Source organism: Arthrobacter terricola (genome assembly GCF_004354015.1).
Classification (GTDB): Bacteria; Actinomycetota; Actinomycetes; order Actinomycetales; family Micrococcaceae; genus Arthrobacter; species Arthrobacter terricola.
The window spans coordinates 12,567-28,783 of record NZ_SMRU01000028.1; the positions used below are offsets into that span (position 1 = coordinate 12,567).

The window sequence follows — 16,217 nt, forward strand, 5'->3', positions numbered from 1 at the left end:
CGCTTGGTTTATCCTGCAAGAGGGCCGCCCGCACAGCGTCCCGCAAGCCGGTCCTCTACTGGAACTCTTACTGGCTCTTGCTCTCAGAGTTTCGACGGAGAATCACCCGACGTCGAGATCTGTGGCCAGTGGGCCGCACCTGGGTAGATCGTTTTGCCGACCGTCCTTGTTCCGGCGGGTCCGGGACCTGATCCAGAGCAGACTTCGTAGAGTTTTCACATGGCTGAGCGTCCAAGCAAGTCCCGAGTGCCCGCACTCCGCATCGTCCTGCTCGTGGCGACGGCAGTTCTGTTCGCCGCACGCTTCTCTCTCGGCGTCCGCTCCAGGGGCACCGAGGCTCTCTGGGACCTGCTCCTCGCGCTGACCGTTGTCGGTGTCCCGGCGGTTTTCCTGCTGACCGTTCCGGCCGGCAAGGCCAGGAAGGCTGCGGAGGCTCTCCGTGCCGCACGGCCGGACGCGGTAGTCGTTGAAACCTATTGGGGTGCCGGCTACACCGACTTCTTTTTTAGGCCCGGCCCACTCACCAGGCAGGCTAGAGGCCGCTCCGGTCGAGTCCTCGTCGTCGCCGACCGGCGAGGGCTCGAACTGGTGCGACCTCAGGGGGCCTTCTCCTTCGGGATGATCCCGTGGAGCCTCGTGAAAGACGTCAGGCTGGAGGACCTGAGCGGCCCGCTGGCCTCCCGGCCGAAGCTCGTGTTCGAGATCCAAGGAAGCTCCACACCCTTCCAGGACCGCTTCGAGCTTCTCCCCACAGATAAGGATGAACGGGCCCACGCGGGACAATCCTTGGATGCGATCCTTGCCAAACGCCCCTCAACGCATTCATAGAGAACCTGAGATGCCTCACCTGGGAAGTGCACACCGTCCTCCAACGTGACCGGTAGAGGATCCTTGACCGGACAGCGGATAGCCCGCCCGCAAGTAGCTGCCATTCGGCGTGCATCGAACCGAGGACAGCGTTCGCGTTTTGGCAGAGAAGACGCGATCTTCGACTACCTGCGTTGCGGTTCCTGTCTGTCGGCTTCCGCCTTGGCAGCTTGGAGGGCGGCACTGAACTGGGCTGGTTCGAGGTAGTCCTCGCCGGGGCCGCGAACAACCCTGCCAAGATACGGGTCGCGTTGTTCCAGTTTCCTGTCGCCGTGCTGCAGGGTGGTGTAGCCGGCTTCTTCCTCGGCTTTTGTTTTTATCGCGACGTAGATGACCAGGAATGCGACTGAAAATCTGCTCACGAGCATTCCAGCCGCAGCGGTATACATGAGCCACAACAGAGGGATGCGCGAAACGTTCAGGACGCCCATGATGGCGAGGAAGGCCAGAGTAGTAGTAGTTGTATTTCTGATACGCATACGCATCAGGGCGTAGGCTGTTGGCCCTGCCAGTAGCTGACGCTCAGGATCGCGGGTTACCAAGTAAAAGCTCCATATCCGCCGGTAGGCGTGTCTGCAGGCTCCGCCGGCGCTGACGGGGCAGGACGGTCACAGCCTGCTCTTTACCCGAAGTCGCATGACGCCGACAACGATGAAAACAACACCGAACAGGATCGTCGTCAGGCCAGGCACCACCTTTCCAGAGGACCAGATCTGGCCGATGCCACTGATGATCCCGATGATTGAAAGCAGGATGAACCCGTACCCGAGGAACGTGTTCTGTCTCGAACGCTTAGTTGGTTGACTCATGGTTGCCTCATCTTCCGTTTGACCCAACTGTACGGATTTCAGGCCGATTCAGCGGGTGAGGGGTAGACCTCGAATTCCCCGTGGCCGGCGCGGGCGTTTTGAGAGAGCAGCAGGGATTCGCGTTGTTGCCGTGTTCGTCCGAGGATCCCTAAACGTGAATGCTGCGGGAGGTTCGGGTGAGTCGTCCGCACCGCGGCGAGACGTTCGGTCAGGTGTGGCTGGGGCGCGGACGGGTGGTCAACGGCGACCAGGCCGACGCCTTTTCCAGGTCGATCGCTCGAGACCCTTCATCCAGCGGCGGGATATCCTCAGGGGCAAACTCTGTCCAGGCCGGATTCTCAGGGCCGGGATCAACGGCCGCCAGGAGTGCTCGAACCTCTTCCCCGCCTGTGGGCTCTGCACTATGGGCAGCCGCCTCGGGGGAGCTGATTTCGGCGATCTTCCCGCCGCCTTCCCGGAAGACCGCACAGCGGACAAATCGGCCGCCATCCGGCTCAAGGATCAGGTAGGCGCCGTCCTCATGGCCAGCCAGGACAAGGCGGGCGAGGAGAGAGACCCTGGACATCCCCAGCGCCGCGGACACCTGCTCGCCCATCCGCTCGGTGGCCGTGATCGCCTGCCTGACTTCGTCGTCGTCGAGCCGGCCAGGATTGATCTGCAGATCTGGGAAGCCGTGCTCGCGGGTCCATTCCCAGGCCGCGTCTTCGAGGCCGGCCCACTCGTATCCACCGGAGTTCCGTAGCTTCACGATCGGCCAGCCGAGCCCGTAGAGGCGGGTCTCTGCCCAGAAACGGATCGCTTTCACGGTTGCCCACGGGAGGCTGTAGGCCCATTGCGGGTGGTCCTCGCCGGTCTGGTAGTTGTAACAGCTCGCAGCCAAGCAGATCTGCACCAGATGCCTGGGCTCGAGCGTTCCGGTCAGGATCTCCTCGACCGGGGTGAACGTGTACTCCGGCTCGGAATACTCTTCCTGGTAGTGGTCGGCGACCGCCACTGTGTTGAAGCGGGCCAGTGCTTCCCCGATCGACTGTGCGGTAGCGGTGTCCTCATAGTCGAAGAAGCCATCCCACATCCTGCCGTTGCGGATCCTCCGGGCGGCGGTCGCCAACAGGTCGATCAGATCCTTGCCGACAACGAACGAGCTCAACGTGGTCCCCCTGTCCCGCGAGCCGCAGCCGGCCCCGTTTCCGCAGCCTATCGCCGACAATCGATCCTGCCTAGGGCAGTGACTGCCGCGGCCGCGCCGATCCCGCTGCGGGACCCATACAAGACGGGGTATGGCTCTCCTTTCAAGTCTGCCTGGTGTGCTTGTAGTAGACGAAAGCGAAAGCACCGCCCGCGAACACTCCGGTGATACCCGCGACGGCCCAGGGGCTGCCGGTGTGACCGAGGGCGGCGAGCAAGAACGACAAGGCACCCGAAGCGATGAAGGCCACGGCACCGGTGACCATCGCCTGGTTCCTGGGGGTGGTCTCTTCGGCGACTGCCAGTCTGGCGACGATCACCGCCCCGGCAACCACAACCCCCAGAACCGACACCAGCATCAATTCAAAGACCAGGTAGAAGGCGTAGTAGACGACGAAGTCGGGATTGTAGGTGGGCAGCGTCCAACTCAGCAGGTGGATGGGTGCTGCGACAAGGCCGAGGAGTGCCCCGAGGCACACAAACCTCCACCACAGCCTCCCCCGGCTCCACCAGCCTCGTTCACCGCGGCGTCCGGTCATCGTGTAGTATTCTCCGCATTTCGAAAGGTTCGAGTACGTTGTCGATCCTACTGGCGACTACGTTTACGGAAACTCCACACACCGGGATAAAACGGCGATGGCATCAAAACAAGAATAGGGAGCCACGACCCTACCCGCTCCGCGTAAGAAGTTCACTATGGCGATCCTTCACCATGTGTTTTGGTTAGCTTCCGCTGCCCGCCAGCGTCCGGGCGAACGCGAGAAGCTTCGCGGCGGTCTGTTCGCGGCGATGTGGCATCTCGTCCCAGATGTCGAGGAGGTAGACGAGTTCGTTCAGTTCCTTCGGCTGTCCCAGTGGGAACCAAGCGGCCTCGTACATCAGCTTGGACCCGGCCACGACGTCAATCCGTCCCCGCGTTGTTTCCCGGGCCCAATAACCCAGGAGATAGACAGCAGCTTCTTCCTCGCTCTCGGTGGGGATGCCGAGTTCCCCACGGACGCCTTTCCACAGGTCTGCCGCGTCTGCCCGGTCCCCTTGAGGAAGGCCTGCCAGTTCGCGAAGCGACGGCGAATCGTAACCCAAGACGAGCAGGTCAGTCGCGAAATCGGGTAGCTCATGGGGCAGGATCAACCCCGTCTGCTCGCGGAGGAAGATTGCCCGTGCCCTATCCTCTGCGTGGCTATCCATTCTCGAGAGAATAGACCACTTTGACGACCTCGTGTTTGTGAATGTCAGGGACCCCGTTCCGGACAAATCCGATGCCTCTGCCAATTGAGGCGTCGCACCCGGACCCGTCCTTCGCCAAGCCCAAAGCAATGACCCGAGGACGCGCCAATGACGCAGCCTAAATTGACGACGGCCGGAAGTCTGCGGCGATCCTCATCCTTCCACCGGCATCGACGTATGCTGGAGAGCATGTTCGTCAGCATGCCGAAGGTTCTGAGCAAGAGCGGTATCGACTTCACCGTTCAAAGCGTGGAAACTACCACGGAGCATGTCCTCATCCGCGTTCGTACCAGCGTCATGCTCCCTGGCAGGTACCACGCGACAGCCATTTTTCCCGCAATCGCAGCCGAACCCCTTGCGCTCTCCGACAAGCATGGGACCTCGGCCCCGCTGTTCCAAAGCAGCTCGGCAGCCGGCGCGTTCATGGGAATCGTCGACTTCGCATACCTGCTGAAGGCGGGAATCGACCTGAACTCCCCGTTGACCCTCGAGTCCAGCAGCACTCGAATGACTTTCCAGATCTGAGGCCGTGCTGGGTGCGAACGCCCGCTCCAGGATCCTTCAGCGCGTGCTCCGATGGCGTGAAATGGATGCGCCTCGTCGAGACGTCTCGCACGCGGATGAAAGCCCGGCCGGAGGTCCTGCTTTAGCCAGCGTCCCGGACCCGCTGGAGATACGTGACCAGTTCCTGGAGCCGGTCCGGAGGCCATGGCAGCCTGGCGCTCAGCTCCGGGCTGTTGTCCTGCCACATGCTCCGCGCCGCCGACTTGGTCGCGTCATTGCTGTGGAACCGGGAACCGAGCCCATCCCAACGCCTCGCAAAGTCCAATACCGCGGGGTCGTCCACAGGAGTATTTGCCGACACATAGCCCAGTCCTTCTTCGACAAGGCGTGCAAACGTGGCCTTGGCATCGTCTACGGCTGCCGGGCCGAGCTCAGCCCGGCGTTGCGCCAGTTCGGTGCGCTGTTCCTCGGTGAAGTACTTCTCGTACATGGTCATCCCTTCCAGAATTGATATGAAGTGATCCACGCCCGGCATGGTGCTGCCCGTGTTGTCGAGCAGGGCCTGGATCTGGTGCTGGAGGCGCCGTGCCTGTTCCGCTTGGTTACGCAGGGCCGACAACTGGGCGCTGAGCAGTTGCCGCACGGCGCCGGCGTCATCTGGCGATGACGCCAGGACTTCGCGGACCTGCTCCAGGGACAGGCCCAGCGCCCGCAGCGCCCTGATGCGGTAAAGGTGGCGGACATCGTCCTCCGAATACCGCCGGTGCCCGGAGCCGGTTCGCCCTGTTGCGCGAAATAGTCCGATCCGGTCGTAGTGGTGCAAGGTCCGCACAGTGACCCCGCACAACGCCGCCAGTTCACCAATGCTCCACAACTGCCCGCCGGTCTCCAACACGTTTCCCAGCGTAGGACCTGACGTGGCGTCAGGATCAAGCTTCCTGCGCTGTGGGTCGCGATCCAACGGCCAACCTGATTAGACGCCTATAGGAGCATCGACGGAAGTGATCGGAGGCATGGCGGTTGAGCCCCCAAAGCCGTTGAGCATCAGCAACGCAGCCGCAAGCGGCGGGGAGCCCAGGGGCGCCGCTCGAACGAAGACTCCAAATGCGCGAAACCACGCAGTCCGCCTACGTTGCCCCAACCGGACTGCCCACGTGAAAAGTCCTTGGAAACGCATGAGGTGGCAGACTATGAGCCAGCGGAGGAGAACCGCCGCTTCGGTGCATCGCCGGATCCAGGAGAGCCTCATGGATGACGCCCATCACGCCTTCACCGTCACTTTGCCCGAACTGAGGAAATACAAAACGGCGGGCAGCATTCCGGGTCCGCTCTTCTTGTTGTTCTGGATCCTTTTGGGCTTCACCGAGTTCGGAACGACAGGCATTCCCCATTGGCTCGGATTTACCGTCACGGGTATCGTCCTTGCCCTCTTGACCGGGTTTTCCATTTACGGGAGCCGGAAACGCAAACAGCTTGCACCGGTCATCAACCGCAGATTCGCAGAAGAGTTCACCGCCCACACCGGGTACGAGTATCCCCAGGACGTGGACATCCTCAGCGTCAAACGAACCATAGCCGTGCGAAACCTTGACGGCTCCGTGTTCCTATGGGGCATCAGACGTGCGAAGGATGCCGTCAACGTATTTCCCGTCACCTGACACAGCCAACACACACCCCCGGTGAAGAGGAATTCTGACATCGCCGGCAAACCAACTTGCCGCCACCGGTCCGTTCTAAGCTGCCGTTGACAGGCTTACTCGAATTGAGATGCGACGGCCATGCCGGGCTTCCAGTTCCGAGGCGGGCTCCAACCTGCCGGCGGAATGTCGAGGGCTACTCCTTGCCGTATATTCCGGCGATCGCGAGCCCTTGAGCGAAACAGGGCCGACAACCGAATAACCGCGATCGTGATATAGACCACGATTGTCATGCACAGGACGCCCATGGGAATGTAGAAGAAGGGGCTTGATACTTTGGGCCGGGTCGAAAGTACGGTAGCAACGAGGGCGACGGCTTCCACAGCGAAAATGGCCTTGAACAGCCAGAAGAAGTTCCAAAACCTATTCACGTAATACAGGGACTCTCTGCTGTATTTCCCCGAGGCTATCAGGCGATCGAAATACGTCAGCGCGCCGAGGTCGGCGGCGGACGGTTTTGACGGTTCCAGAGGGACCTCGGCTTAGTTGGAGACAGGATTGTTCGGTTGATCGTCACGATATCAAATGCTACGAACAACGGCTTGGCCAATCGGGCAGACGAGGTCCCGGCACAGCATTCGGCCTGCGAGAGACAGGAAAAATACATCGGTCGCGCGCGGCCGACTTCCGACGGGTGACGCTTTCCCGCTGTTCCCGGAGCCGTGGTCCTTGAGGAGATCCTCTACCGGGTGTTTGCTGCTTGGGTCCTGCGGACCATTCGAACGTCCCGCACGCCGTGTTCGACTTTCACCACCCCGTCGGGGACAAAGCCATTCTTTCGGTAGAAGGCTTGTGCCCGCGGATTAGGGTCAACCACCCAGAGCGCAGCAGGTGCGGTTGGGTCGATGACTGCGTTGAGCAGCGCCGTGCCCACCCCCGAACCGTGGAACGCGGCATATGCGTAGAGGACGTGCAACTCCTGCGGCTCGTCGGGATCCTCAAGTGAGGGGCCTGACATTGCAATGCCGATCAACGCGCTTTCATGCAAAGCGACGGCGACGTTGTTCTGTTCATACCGTGGATCGCTCAGGGCCGAGGCCTGGAATCGCTCGCGCCAGTCCAGGAGTCCAGGATCATCCAGCACGGCATCGTTCATCAATCCCCTGTAGGTTTCCCGCCAGGTGTCCACGTGAACTCCCGCCATGCTTGGCGCGTCGGCAGGCTCAGCGCGGCGCACCTCAAAGTTGACCGTCATTGCTGAACGGTAGACGCGCCGCTTCGGCCAGTCGTGGATATGAACATGCGACAGAGGCGCCCCTGAGCCGGTCCTTCAACGGGTGCTGCAATCGACCGTCTCAAGGTCGATGAACGTGAGTCGGCGCGGGGAAGTTGCCCGATGGGGTCGGACGACTGCGTTCCCCCACGATCGAGGACTCCGACGGCGCGGCGGAACATTTTGCCTAGTGTCCTTCACGTTCCGCGCGGCCGATCCGGAAGTTATTGACGACCGCAAGGAGGATCACGACAAGCAGGATTGTTGTTAACCAGTAGCCAAACCGATTGCCACCTGAAGCCGCAATAAACAAACCGACATCCACGATCCCGACCGGGATAAAGGACAGAGCCGGCGTTTTCCTGTTCCAAAACCTAGCCATTGGTCCCCAATTTGCTTCGGTCGTCGATGGGGCGTTGGTTTCCCGATCCTCGCTTTTGGCCAAGTCTGCGTGACCTGAACGTGGATGTCGATGGGTCCTGGGACGCACACGTCCCGGTTGAGGATCGCTGACCGCGGCTTACGGTGAGCCAGCCGTCTTTGTCGCGTCGCGGAGGTAGACCTCCGTCCCTCCGCCGGCGTAGACGGAGATCCAGACAAAATGGTCACCGGGTGCGAGGTAGGCGCCGAATTCGCCGGAGAACATCACCGCCTGTCCCGGGTCGAGCGAGACAGTCGGATACGGAGCCCAACGGATGGTCACGGTCTTGCCAGCGAAGCCGAAGCTGCCCGTGTGGTTGACGATCTCAAGGCTTTGGGATGCAGTCACGGTCTGGCATCGCGGCCCAGGTGTGTCCGGATTGATGAACACGACGGCAACAGGCCCGACGGCAAGGCCGCAGACCCCAGCAGCGATCCGATCGCTCGTGGCCGGGATCAGGTGATGAGCACCGGGCTGCACGGTAATGATCGCACTCCCGGATGAAGGCAGCGACGTCGGAGCCGCGCCCTGCGCGGCCGGGGACGACGGAACGGGCAAGGGAAACGGTGCCCCCGCACTCGCGGGCGGGCTGGATCCTTGGCCCGCCTGCTCTGGCGGACCGGCGCAGCCAGCGAGGGCGATAACGCATGCGGCAGCAAGGGCCGCTGCTTTGGATAACGAACCCGACGACACAACGCACCTCCCGATGGACAGATCATCTTCCCCGGACGATGCCCACCGCAAGACCTCTGACCGTCAGCGATGTGGCGCGCGGAGGTGCTATTTCTGCCGCGAAGCCAACGCGGTCAGAGCGGGGTGTCCGTTCAGGGATCCCTCATCGTGCACATTGTCGTGACCAGTGGAGACGAACGGCTAGGCAGAGACCTGACGGCCTCTCGTTATGCTGCAGCGGTTCGGCGATTTCCGATGCCGGGGAGTTCCATTTGGAAGCCGCAGCGGCAGTGCAGCACCTGGGTTTGCAGGTATACCTCGAGCAGCCGGTGTTCGGTGTCATTGGTGCGTTCGGAGGCGAGATGGTGTGTGCCGGTTGTACCGAGTGTCATCGGTTCTCCGCAGTGCGTGTAGCAGCCGATTTGTTCGTCCCCGGGGCCGGGAAGCATTTTTGTCAGGGTTTCCGGGTCCAGGGAGTCCTGCCGGACCGGGTGGGCGTAGAAGCCGTCGCATTCGGTGCAGGTGTAGCTGACGTCCGCCATGCCGGGCGGCCCGGCGGCGGGGATGCCGATGGTCTCGATGATGAGGACCTCGTCGCTGCCGCAGGTATTGCACCATGGGCGGTCGTCGCCGCGGCCGGTCGGGTCTGTGGTGGATTGTGTGATTTCGGACGTCATTGTCGTTCACTTCCTTGAAGGCGGCCAGGCCGGGCGAGAGGTTCTGCAGCCCGCGGAACGCTTCTTCGCGTCCTGTCTCCGCGTCCTGGCCTTGCGGGCCTTCGGATGGTTGGTTTGACTTCATGCTTGACCGGCACCCCATGGTTCCAAGGGGGCGGTCCACCTCGGAGGATCCTCAGCCTCCGGTGTGGGTGGAGCCTGCTATTCGACTTCGCCTTCTGTGATGCTTCCTCTCCAGGCTCCGGTTTCGACTTCGCGGGCCTCGATGAATTCCTTGAAGTGTTCCAGGTCTTTCCTGACTTGCCGGTCGTCGAGGTGTGTGGACGCGCCGAGGTGCTCGAGCGTCGTCCGCGGTTCCCAGGTCATGTTGACGGTGACCCGGGTCTCGGTGGCGCTCAGCGGCCGGAACGAGATGCTTCCCGAATTGTGGGGGCCGTCCATGCTTTCCCAGCTGATGGTGTCATCGGGGATCTGGGCGGTGATCTTGGCGTCGAACTCGCGCCGGATCCCTGCGATGTCGGTGGTGAAATGCACGGTGGTGTCGTCGATTTGCCGGACGCTTTCCACTCCGTCCATGAAGCGGGGAAATTCCTCGAACTGGGTCCACTGGTTGTAGGTCTGGCTCAGCGGGACATTCACGTCGACCGATTCCAGCACGGTGGCCATGGCTTTTCACTCCTTCAGTTACCGGCCCGGCCCTGATATGCAGGCCATCGGGTCTCACTTCCACGCTAAAACGATCTTCCGGCCTGGAAGGGACAGATCCACCTGACGGAGGAGCCCCCGCACCGCGGCTCGGGAGACTAAGGTGGATTTCATCAGCCCACCGTACGCAAGGACGATCTGGGCGCCCTGACGCACGCGGGACCTCATCGAATGTGCAACGATGTGGTCACGATGGTCACACCAGGAAGTACAGGGCGACGGCCCGACGGGTCGGGCCGGACCGGGGTCGTTTCACCCCCGGATCCTCGCTGCGGGGCATGCGGTGCCCCCGTGGACTCAAGCCAGGCGTTGTTCACGCCGTTCAGCCTAGGTGACGGGGCAGGGCCGGAGATCCCCTCGACTCTGCGGTTTAACTGCGCCGAATGCGGGGCGTCCACGACGCTTCCGGTTCCGTCCTGGTGGGTCCCCGAGAGCTGGGAATGGTACGACTGAGCCCCAAAGGCCCGCCCTGCATGGCCGTGCCGGCCCGCTACGCTTGGGGTTCCCGATCGGGGGTGCCTGAAGCGGTGATGCTCAGTATACTTAGTTTGTCCCTTTTCACACGCCCACGTGCCGGACAGGAGGCAAAGGACATGGCCGGCTATTTTGAACTCATGGATGCCCCCGACGGCGGGTACAGGGTGGCTTTAGTAGATTCCGAGGATTATCTGGTGGCAATGTCAGTAACCTTCCCCGACGGGGCCGCCGCGGCGAAGGGCATTGCCAACATCAGGGAAATCGCCGGGACGGCCACGGTCAGGGACAACCGGCACGGTCACGACGAACTGGCCACCCACCGCAAGCGCCATGCCGCATCCGCGCAACACGGCAAGATTGAACGTTCCCGGAAAGCAGCAGGACGCTAGCGCGCCCGGCTGCCGCGCCACGGACGACCGCAGACCAGTCCAATGCAAGTTACGGCTGGTTTACGGGCTGGGGCTGGGTATTTGACAGCCGATTTTCGGGTTCACACCCAGATAGTTCAGCGGCCCGGACACGATGGTCACCGCGATGGTGCCGGCTTGGGAGCAGCTCGCCGGAGGAGTGCTGAACTGGCCGCGCTGCACTGCGGCCGCCGCCCCGATGAGCAGCCAGAGGATCACCAGGATCCCGATGATACGTCTGAGGCGCATGAGGCACCTTATCCGGCCGGAACCACCCGGCCCGTGACTTTCAACCTCTCCGGCGAGACCAGACATCATGCCGGTACGTGTGCCAGGCCGAGGTCCGGCCGGCTGAGGCCGCGGGTCCGCTGACCGCCCCGCCGAGCTGGCAGCACGGACCCGCGGACGCCGTCAATCTTCCGTGAAGCGGTCTGCGATGTCTTCCGCGATGTCCCCGGCTGCTTCCTTTGCGTCTTTGACGTGTGCCGCTGCCTGTTGGGCTTTGCCTTCGGCCTCCAGGCGCACGTTTCCGGTGGCGTGTCCGGCTTTTTCCTTGATCTTGCCGGCCGTTTCCTCGGCGGCATGCTTGAGTTTGTCACCCAGTCCCATGGCGATCTCCTTGGCCTCGGTCCTCGTGCCCGGCCGTGAAGAGGAGTGCCGGGCACGTTCCAATTTTAGGCTTCCCGGGCTAAACCGAGCCAGCGACGGGGAGCATTCCAGGAAGGCGTGAAACACGCGCCGATGACTGTTTCCGGGCCTAGCTAGTCCGGCTACCTGCGCAGATAGAAGGGTCGTAGCCTTCCGACTCCATCTGCCCCGGACCTAAACTTGAACCGCGGAACCGATGCAGCCCGGTACGGGGCCACCTGAATCAATTGATTCCAAGGAGCACACATGAACGAGTTTCCCCGGAACCCCACCCAGGACCCATCTGTGGATCCTGCCCGGGAACCTGAACCGGCCCCGGTCCCGGAACCTTTGTCTCCTGTCCCGATGCCTCCTGTCCCGGATCCCGGGCCGCAACCTGTCCCGGATCCCGGGATACCGGGACCATTTCCCTCGCCTGACCCGCTACCGGTCCCCACCCCACCTACCCCGGATGCTGAACCTGAGCTGCCGCCCCTGGCCCCGGTCGGGTGAACCGCGGGTGACCGGTTTGTGACGATTTTTCTCACGAAGGAGCAAAAGCATGCCGAACAAGAAGAATCCGAGCCTGAAAGACCCGGAACTGTACGAAGAACTCAGGAAAGACGGAGCATCCAAGGAGAAGGCTGCCCGCATTTCGAACGCAGCCGCCAAGGAAGGCCGTGGAACCGTCGGCAGCCGCGGAGCCAACGCGGAAGACTACGACGAACGCACCGTCCCGGAACTCAGGGCACGGGCCAAGGAACTGGGCCTGCGCGGCTATTCCGGAAAGAACAAAACCGAACTCATTGAAGCCCTGCGCAACCACTGACCTGGCCGTCTGGTTCCAACAGCCAGGTAACGGGCGGCTTGGCCTTACCAGCACCCCGGCCCCGGACACGACCGCAACCGACGAGATACGAACCACGGGCCCCTCCTTGCTGGACGACTGAGAGGACTTGGGCCCCGGTGGCCCGGAAGGGAGAACATGACCGCAATGAGAGGCAACCGCCAAGAAGCCCATCAGGATTTTTTCACCAGATTCACCACCAAGACGGCCAAAGTGCTTGGCCACGCCTGGGTGTTCACTGCGGCCCTCGTTGTGCTGGTTGTATGGGCATTCACCGGACCACTGCTGGGCTTCTCGGATACCTGGCAGTTGGTTATCAATACCGGCACGACCATCGTGACGTTTCTGATGGTCTTCATCATCCAGAACACCCAGAACCGGGACAGCGCGGCCCTTCACCTGAAGCTTGACGCCGTCATGCGTGAGCTCAGGATCACCAACGCCAAGCTCTACGAAGCTGAAGACGAAGGTGAAAAAGAGCTCGAGGAGCAGCGTCACCGCATGGAGGAACAGGCCGAGGCCGGGGCGGACTAGAGCACCTTCACATCGACAGACCCGACCGTCTCCATGGCCTTCGAAATACGAAGCTGCGCGGGGGCCAAGGTCGCGCCTGCACGGCGGGTGCCGGAATCGAATGGCCGGGTGGAACTGGATCGCTCTTGTGACGCGGACACGAATCCACACCTCCATGCCGCGCCCATGGAACTGGAACAGGCAAAAGCAAGTACACGGTACTCGTGCGACGGGACCGCGCCCGGTGTTGACTTGAAGCAGAGTCAAGTGTGGCTGGAACCAACCGGCGCCCGGAGCGGCCGGTTATTGGACGGGCCGGTGACGCAGAGAGCTTCCAGAGCCCGGCGCCTGAGCTCTCGACCCGCAGACGTCGCCGGCCCCAAGGCTGGTAGGTCCTTCATGGGGGCCTGCGGCACGGTGCCTTGGCGCAGGTATCTGAGGACCGCAGGCTTGGTGCAGTTGTTGAACTTCCCGCCGTACCTCGTGCGGAGAATGGCTGATGCTGCGTCCTTCCGGCATTGGCGGCGGTCAATGACGCCTTTCATACCGGTTGTCTTCCGGGGCGGCCGTGGCGTTCCCGTCGGTCCTCCGGCCTCCGTGTGTGGCAGTAACAACGGCCGCGACAACATCGGCGGTGATCCGTCGTTTGAAGGCTTGGCGCTGCATCCGCTCGCCTGTTCCGCGGGACAAGATGTCGGCGAGGCCGGCGCGGGCCAGCATGAGGTCTCCGGACTGTTCCAGGGCGTGGCGGACGTGGCCGGTCAGCTCGTCGACTGCTGTGGCGGCGGGGCGGGGCCGCCCGTCGAGGGGCCCGAGCAGGGGGCCGTTGACACCGAAACGGCTCGCCTGCCAGTTGGCGAGTCTGAGCATAGCGGTGTCCATGGCCGGGGGTGCGGTACCGAGCCGCCATTCCCGGGCGGCGGTCTCAACCAGGGCCCGGATCACGGCGGCGATGACGGTGGCGTCCTCGGCGTACAGGCAGATGTCGGCGATTCTGATCTCGACCGTTGGGTTGTCTTTCGAGAGCCTGGCGTCGAAGTAGACCATGCCCTTATCAAGGAGCACTCCTGTTCCGATGAGCCCTGCCATGGCGCGGTCATAGCCGGCGGCGGTGCCGAAGACGTCGGTCGGCCCGGCCGTGGGCCACCTGCTCCACAGTTGTGTGCGGTAGCTGGCGAAACCGGTGTTTTCGGCCTTCCAGAACGGTGAGTTGGCACTGAGCGCCAGCAGCACCGGAAGCCAGGGCCGGATCCTGTCCAGCACTCCGACGCCTTCTTCACGGGATTCAACGGACACGTGGACGTGGAACCCGCAGGTGATCTGCTCCCGGGCAACCGCACCGAACCGCTCGGCCATCACCTCGTACCGCGGGTTCCCCACGGTCGGAGTCGCCGAGTACACCGGCGGAGTTGCGGTCGCAGCAATCCTGGCCCCCAACAAGGAAGCCGCCGCGTCCGCCAGGGCACGCCCGGCCCGGATTTGGGCCAGAAGCTCATCCACGGTCCCGCATGGCCTCGTGTTGACCTCGATCTGTTCCTGCTTGAATTCCGTCTTCAAAACAGGCCCGGAGTCCCTGGTCCCGGCAGCGTCCAGGACCGCTCCGGCCAGCGGCAGAGGCAATCCGCTTCCCGCCGAAACGATCAAGAGCTCTTCCTCAACCCCGATCGTGCGCATCTGCGCCTCCTGTCGAACATCGGCTGGCTGGAGAAAGGAGCACCCGGCCAGAGCCCGGTGCGCCGCTACTTGGTCCGTGGCCCTTCCTGGGGCGGGTGCAGCTGTTGTTCGAGTTTGGCTTCCGCTTCGTTGCGGCGGCGCGCAATCACGCGCATTTGATGCGTGGCCGGGCTACCGGCGTCCTCCATCAACGTCACCGGCGGCCGGGTTACCCGATGGCCCGGATGCGGCGGGATCGACGGCTCCTTGTTCTCGCTCATGCTTGCATCATCCCACTGCGGCCCTCCCGGGCAGAAGGCATCTCCTGGACAGCCCGTTCACACCCATCGGCCTGTAGGGCCGCCCACCGTTCCGGCCGTAGGCCCGCGCGGAGGCGAGGCCGGAGGGTGCGCTCGGAAACAAGTTCGCGTTCGAACCCGGCCAGGGCATCGAAGATGCCGAGGAATCGGGAATGGCCTCAATGGCCGCGCCCTGTCCGGCAGCATCGGTCAGTTGGGGGAAGAAGGCGCGACCTTCGCGGGAACATGGCGCTTGCACCTGCCGTTATTCAAGATACGATCCATGTTTGCAAGAAGGTGCGGGATGAACGTCAGGCGCGCCGCCGCGGTTGCTCGGGGCAGACTTCTTCAAGGCGTCCTCGGTTACGCCAATCGCGGGAACGGACCAGGCCTGCATCCTTGGAACCGTTACGTCGCATTAGGGGACTCGTTCACTGAAGGGGTGGGTGATCCGGAACCGGGCCACCCTGGAGGTTTGCGCGGCTGGGCCGACCGTGTTGCCGAAGAACTCAGTAAGGACCACCCGAGCTTCGTCTACGCCAACCTTGCCGTGCGAGGCCTGCTTCTGGAGCAGATCCTTTACGAGCAGACCGGGCCGGCGCTGGCGCTGAAGCCTGACCTGATCTCTCTTTCGGCCGGCGGGAATGACTTGGTTTTCCGCGGCAGCGATCCGGACAAGCTCGCAGCCAAACTCGATGCCGGGGTGGAACAACTGAGTTCCACCGGCGCTACTTTGGTGCTGTTCACCGGTCCGGATTGGGGAGCGACCCCACTGTTGGGACGCAACCGCGCCAAAGTGGCGATTTTCAACGAGAACATCCGCATCATCGCCCGGCGCCACGACGCGGTGGTAGCTGACCTGTGGGCCCTGACGCAGCTGAGGGAGCCTCGCATGTGGGATCCGGACCGCCTGCATCTCTCACCCATGGGGAACTACACGGTCGCCGCCATGGTGCTGGATGCCCTTCACGTTCCCCACACGCTCCAGCACGTGCAGCCCGGGGACTTGCCGGAAAGAAGCTGGCGCCAGCCCAGGGCAGGAGACCTCGTCTGGGCACGGCAGTACCTGATTCCTTGGGCGCTGAGTCGCCTGGGCCCCCATGCTGCAGAGAAGGAGCTCAGGGCGAAACGCCCGGAAGCGGTGCCCGTGTTCGGTGCCGGAAGGCCGGCCGGGGCGCTCCCTGCGGGGCTCGTTCCTGTGACCGCGGAGGCCGGACCAGGGGATGCGTCGGTGGTCCCCGGCCGCGCCGCTTGAGCTGTTCCAGGTACCCGTCGCTTCCGCGTCCAAGCCGTTGGACGCGCCGGCTGTCCCTGGCCGGATGCCAGTGGACCGGACCCGCTGACGGTGAAGCGCGGAGGCCGCAGCGGAAGAAGTGAAGACCGCAGAGTCGAGGTCATTGATCCCGGAGCTCAAGAA

At 63.0% G+C, this 16,217-nt stretch carries 23 protein-coding genes; 7 read left to right on the forward strand and 16 right to left on the reverse strand.

All coding sequences use genetic code 11. The features are described 5' to 3' along the window. Positions 1 to 219: 219 nt before the first annotated feature. Complete coding sequence (locus tag E1809_RS20160; protein WP_133206024.1) at positions 220 to 828, forward strand: hypothetical protein; 609 nt, start codon at positions 220 to 222, stop codon at positions 826 to 828. A gap of 164 nt (positions 829 to 992) precedes the next feature. Here E1809_RS20160 and E1809_RS20165 read toward each other — a convergent pair whose 3' ends face one another. From E1809_RS20165 to E1809_RS20185, 5 genes are all read right to left on the reverse strand, one after another. Next, the gene (locus E1809_RS20165) at positions 993 to 1,352 is read right to left on the reverse strand and encodes a hypothetical protein (protein WP_133206025.1); all 360 of its coding nucleotides are present in this window, start codon (positions 1,350 to 1,352) and stop codon (positions 993 to 995) included. Positions 1,353 to 1,475: 123 nt separating this feature from the next. Continuing rightward, complete coding sequence (locus tag E1809_RS20170) at positions 1,476 to 1,676, reverse strand: hypothetical protein (RefSeq protein ID WP_133206026.1); 201 nt, start codon at positions 1,674 to 1,676, stop codon at positions 1,476 to 1,478. Positions 1,677 to 1,884: 208 nt separating this feature from the next. Next, positions 1,885 to 2,823 (reverse strand): hypothetical protein, encoded by a 939-nt coding sequence (locus E1809_RS20175; protein ID WP_133206027.1) that lies wholly within the window; start codon positions 2,821 to 2,823, stop codon positions 1,885 to 1,887. Positions 2,824 to 2,965: 142 nt separating this feature from the next. After that, positions 2,966 to 3,400: a hypothetical protein gene (locus tag E1809_RS20180; protein ID WP_133206028.1), complete on the reverse strand. Its 435-nt coding sequence runs from the start codon at positions 3,398 to 3,400 to the stop codon at positions 2,966 to 2,968. 184 nt (positions 3,401 to 3,584) lie between these two features. After that, on the reverse strand, positions 3,585 to 4,049 hold the full coding sequence (locus E1809_RS20185; RefSeq protein ID WP_133206029.1) for a hypothetical protein: 465 nt from the start codon (positions 4,047 to 4,049) through the stop codon (positions 3,585 to 3,587). 228 nt (positions 4,050 to 4,277) lie between these two features. Between E1809_RS20185 and E1809_RS20190 the strand changes: the two genes are divergently transcribed. Further along, on the forward strand, positions 4,278 to 4,613 hold the full coding sequence (locus E1809_RS20190; RefSeq protein WP_205754275.1) for a hypothetical protein: 336 nt from the start codon (positions 4,278 to 4,280) through the stop codon (positions 4,611 to 4,613). 121 nt (positions 4,614 to 4,734) lie between these two features. On the opposite strand, the gene E1809_RS20195 is transcribed toward E1809_RS20190, so the two are convergent. Next, positions 4,735 to 5,487 (reverse strand): MerR family transcriptional regulator, encoded by a 753-nt coding sequence (locus E1809_RS20195; protein ID WP_133206031.1) that lies wholly within the window; start codon positions 5,485 to 5,487, stop codon positions 4,735 to 4,737. A gap of 280 nt (positions 5,488 to 5,767) precedes the next feature. Between E1809_RS20195 and E1809_RS20200 the strand changes: the two genes are divergently transcribed. Further along, positions 5,768 to 6,250 (forward strand): hypothetical protein, encoded by a 483-nt coding sequence (locus E1809_RS20200; protein WP_133206032.1) that lies wholly within the window; start codon positions 5,768 to 5,770, stop codon positions 6,248 to 6,250. A 721-nt stretch (positions 6,251 to 6,971) separates the two neighbouring features. Here the strand turns inward: E1809_RS20200 and E1809_RS20205 are convergent. From E1809_RS20205 to E1809_RS20225, 5 genes are all read right to left on the reverse strand, one after another. Next, positions 6,972 to 7,484: a GNAT family N-acetyltransferase gene (locus E1809_RS20205; RefSeq protein ID WP_205754276.1), complete on the reverse strand. Its 513-nt coding sequence runs from the start codon at positions 7,482 to 7,484 to the stop codon at positions 6,972 to 6,974. A 205-nt stretch (positions 7,485 to 7,689) separates the two neighbouring features. Continuing rightward, the gene (locus E1809_RS27165) at positions 7,690 to 7,947 is read right to left on the reverse strand and encodes a hypothetical protein (RefSeq protein WP_133206033.1); all 258 of its coding nucleotides are present in this window, start codon (positions 7,945 to 7,947) and stop codon (positions 7,690 to 7,692) included. A 75-nt stretch (positions 7,948 to 8,022) separates the two neighbouring features. Beyond that, positions 8,023 to 8,616: a hypothetical protein gene (locus E1809_RS27170; RefSeq protein WP_133206034.1), complete on the reverse strand. Its 594-nt coding sequence runs from the start codon at positions 8,614 to 8,616 to the stop codon at positions 8,023 to 8,025. Positions 8,617 to 8,822: 206 nt separating this feature from the next. After that, on the reverse strand, positions 8,823 to 9,272 hold the full coding sequence (locus E1809_RS20220) for a hypothetical protein (RefSeq protein ID WP_235835696.1): 450 nt from the start codon (positions 9,270 to 9,272) through the stop codon (positions 8,823 to 8,825). A gap of 201 nt (positions 9,273 to 9,473) precedes the next feature. Further along, positions 9,474 to 9,938 (reverse strand): SRPBCC family protein, encoded by a 465-nt coding sequence (locus tag E1809_RS20225; protein ID WP_133206035.1) that lies wholly within the window; start codon positions 9,936 to 9,938, stop codon positions 9,474 to 9,476. Positions 9,939 to 10,570: 632 nt separating this feature from the next. Between E1809_RS20225 and E1809_RS20230 the strand changes: the two genes are divergently transcribed. Then, positions 10,571 to 10,843, forward strand: a complete 273-nt coding sequence (locus E1809_RS20230) for a DUF1508 domain-containing protein (protein WP_133206036.1) — start codon at positions 10,571 to 10,573, stop codon at positions 10,841 to 10,843. Positions 10,844 to 10,903: 60 nt separating this feature from the next. Here E1809_RS20230 and E1809_RS20235 read toward each other — a convergent pair whose 3' ends face one another. Next, positions 10,904 to 11,110: a hypothetical protein gene (locus tag E1809_RS20235; RefSeq protein WP_133206037.1), complete on the reverse strand. Its 207-nt coding sequence runs from the start codon at positions 11,108 to 11,110 to the stop codon at positions 10,904 to 10,906. Positions 11,111 to 11,272: 162 nt separating this feature from the next. Beyond that, positions 11,273 to 11,470 (reverse strand): CsbD family protein, encoded by a 198-nt coding sequence (locus E1809_RS20240; protein ID WP_133206038.1) that lies wholly within the window; start codon positions 11,468 to 11,470, stop codon positions 11,273 to 11,275. Positions 11,471 to 12,050: 580 nt separating this feature from the next. Between E1809_RS20240 and E1809_RS20245 the strand changes: the two genes are divergently transcribed. Together E1809_RS20245 and E1809_RS20250 are read left to right on the forward strand one after the other, a co-directional pair. Further along, positions 12,051 to 12,317 carry a DUF7218 family protein gene (locus E1809_RS20245; protein WP_133206039.1) on the forward strand — a complete coding sequence of 89 codons (267 nt, stop codon included), beginning with the start codon at positions 12,051 to 12,053 and terminating at the stop codon, positions 12,315 to 12,317. 156 nt (positions 12,318 to 12,473) lie between these two features. Continuing rightward, positions 12,474 to 12,869 carry a low affinity iron permease family protein gene (locus tag E1809_RS20250; protein ID WP_133206040.1) on the forward strand — a complete coding sequence of 132 codons (396 nt, stop codon included), beginning with the start codon at positions 12,474 to 12,476 and terminating at the stop codon, positions 12,867 to 12,869. Here E1809_RS20250 and E1809_RS26850 read toward each other — a convergent pair. The 3 genes from E1809_RS26850 to E1809_RS20260 form a co-directional block, all read right to left on the reverse strand. Beyond that, positions 12,866 to 13,009 (reverse strand): hypothetical protein, encoded by a 144-nt coding sequence (locus tag E1809_RS26850; RefSeq protein ID WP_165962421.1) that lies wholly within the window; start codon positions 13,007 to 13,009, stop codon positions 12,866 to 12,868. The two genes, E1809_RS20250 and E1809_RS26850, sit on opposite strands and share 4 nt — an antisense overlap. A 367-nt stretch (positions 13,010 to 13,376) precedes the next feature. Further along, positions 13,377 to 14,522 carry a glutamate--cysteine ligase gene (locus E1809_RS20255; RefSeq protein WP_133206041.1) on the reverse strand — a complete coding sequence of 382 codons (1,146 nt, stop codon included), beginning with the start codon at positions 14,520 to 14,522 and terminating at the stop codon, positions 13,377 to 13,379. Positions 14,523 to 14,587: 65 nt separating this feature from the next. Further along, entirely contained in the window at positions 14,588 to 14,782 is a 195-nt protein-coding gene (locus E1809_RS20260) for a hypothetical protein (protein ID WP_133206042.1), read from the reverse strand. Between the two features lie 322 nt (positions 14,783 to 15,104). On the opposite strand from E1809_RS20260, the gene E1809_RS20265 reads away from it, so the two are divergent. Next, entirely contained in the window at positions 15,105 to 16,055 is a 951-nt protein-coding gene (locus tag E1809_RS20265) for an SGNH/GDSL hydrolase family protein (RefSeq protein ID WP_133206043.1), read from the forward strand. The last annotated feature ends 162 nt before the right edge of the window (positions 16,056 to 16,217 follow it).

Bases quoted from the DNA above. Each gene is read 5' to 3' on its own strand.
- E1809_RS20160 (WP_133206024.1), top strand. From the start codon at position 220: ATGGCTGAGCGTCCAAGCAAGTCCCGAGTGCCCGCACTCCGCATCGTC.
- E1809_RS20165 (WP_133206025.1), bottom strand. From the start codon at position 1,352: ATGCGTATGCGTATCAGAAATACAACTACTACTACTCTGGCCTTCCTC.
- E1809_RS20170 (WP_133206026.1), bottom strand. From the start codon at position 1,676: ATGAGTCAACCAACTAAGCGTTCGAGACAGAACACGTTCCTCGGGTAC.
- E1809_RS20180 (WP_133206028.1), bottom strand. From the start codon at position 3,400: ATGACCGGACGCCGCGGTGAACGAGGCTGGTGGAGCCGGGGGAGGCTG.
- E1809_RS20185 (WP_133206029.1), bottom strand. From the start codon at position 4,049: ATGGATAGCCACGCAGAGGATAGGGCACGGGCAATCTTCCTCCGCGAG.
- E1809_RS20190 (WP_205754275.1), top strand. From the start codon at position 4,278: ATGTTCGTCAGCATGCCGAAGGTTCTGAGCAAGAGCGGTATCGACTTC.
- E1809_RS20200 (WP_133206032.1), top strand. From the start codon at position 5,768: ATGAGGTGGCAGACTATGAGCCAGCGGAGGAGAACCGCCGCTTCGGTG.
- E1809_RS20205 (WP_205754276.1), bottom strand. From the start codon at position 7,484: ATGACGGTCAACTTTGAGGTGCGCCGCGCTGAGCCTGCCGACGCGCCA.
- E1809_RS20220 (WP_235835696.1), bottom strand. From the start codon at position 9,272: ATGACGTCCGAAATCACACAATCCACCACAGACCCGACCGGCCGCGGC.
- E1809_RS20225 (WP_133206035.1), bottom strand. From the start codon at position 9,938: ATGGCCACCGTGCTGGAATCGGTCGACGTGAATGTCCCGCTGAGCCAG.
- E1809_RS20230 (WP_133206036.1), top strand. From the start codon at position 10,571: ATGGCCGGCTATTTTGAACTCATGGATGCCCCCGACGGCGGGTACAGG.
- E1809_RS20235 (WP_133206037.1), bottom strand. From the start codon at position 11,110: ATGCGCCTCAGACGTATCATCGGGATCCTGGTGATCCTCTGGCTGCTC.
- E1809_RS20240 (WP_133206038.1), bottom strand. From the start codon at position 11,470: ATGGGACTGGGTGACAAACTCAAGCATGCCGCCGAGGAAACGGCCGGC.
- E1809_RS20245 (WP_133206039.1), top strand. From the start codon at position 12,051: ATGCCGAACAAGAAGAATCCGAGCCTGAAAGACCCGGAACTGTACGAA.
- E1809_RS20250 (WP_133206040.1), top strand. From the start codon at position 12,474: ATGACCGCAATGAGAGGCAACCGCCAAGAAGCCCATCAGGATTTTTTC.
- E1809_RS20255 (WP_133206041.1), bottom strand. From the start codon at position 14,522: ATGCGCACGATCGGGGTTGAGGAAGAGCTCTTGATCGTTTCGGCGGGA.
- E1809_RS20260 (WP_133206042.1), bottom strand. From the start codon at position 14,782: ATGAGCGAGAACAAGGAGCCGTCGATCCCGCCGCATCCGGGCCATCGG.
- E1809_RS20265 (WP_133206043.1), top strand. From the start codon at position 15,105: ATGAACGTCAGGCGCGCCGCCGCGGTTGCTCGGGGCAGACTTCTTCAA.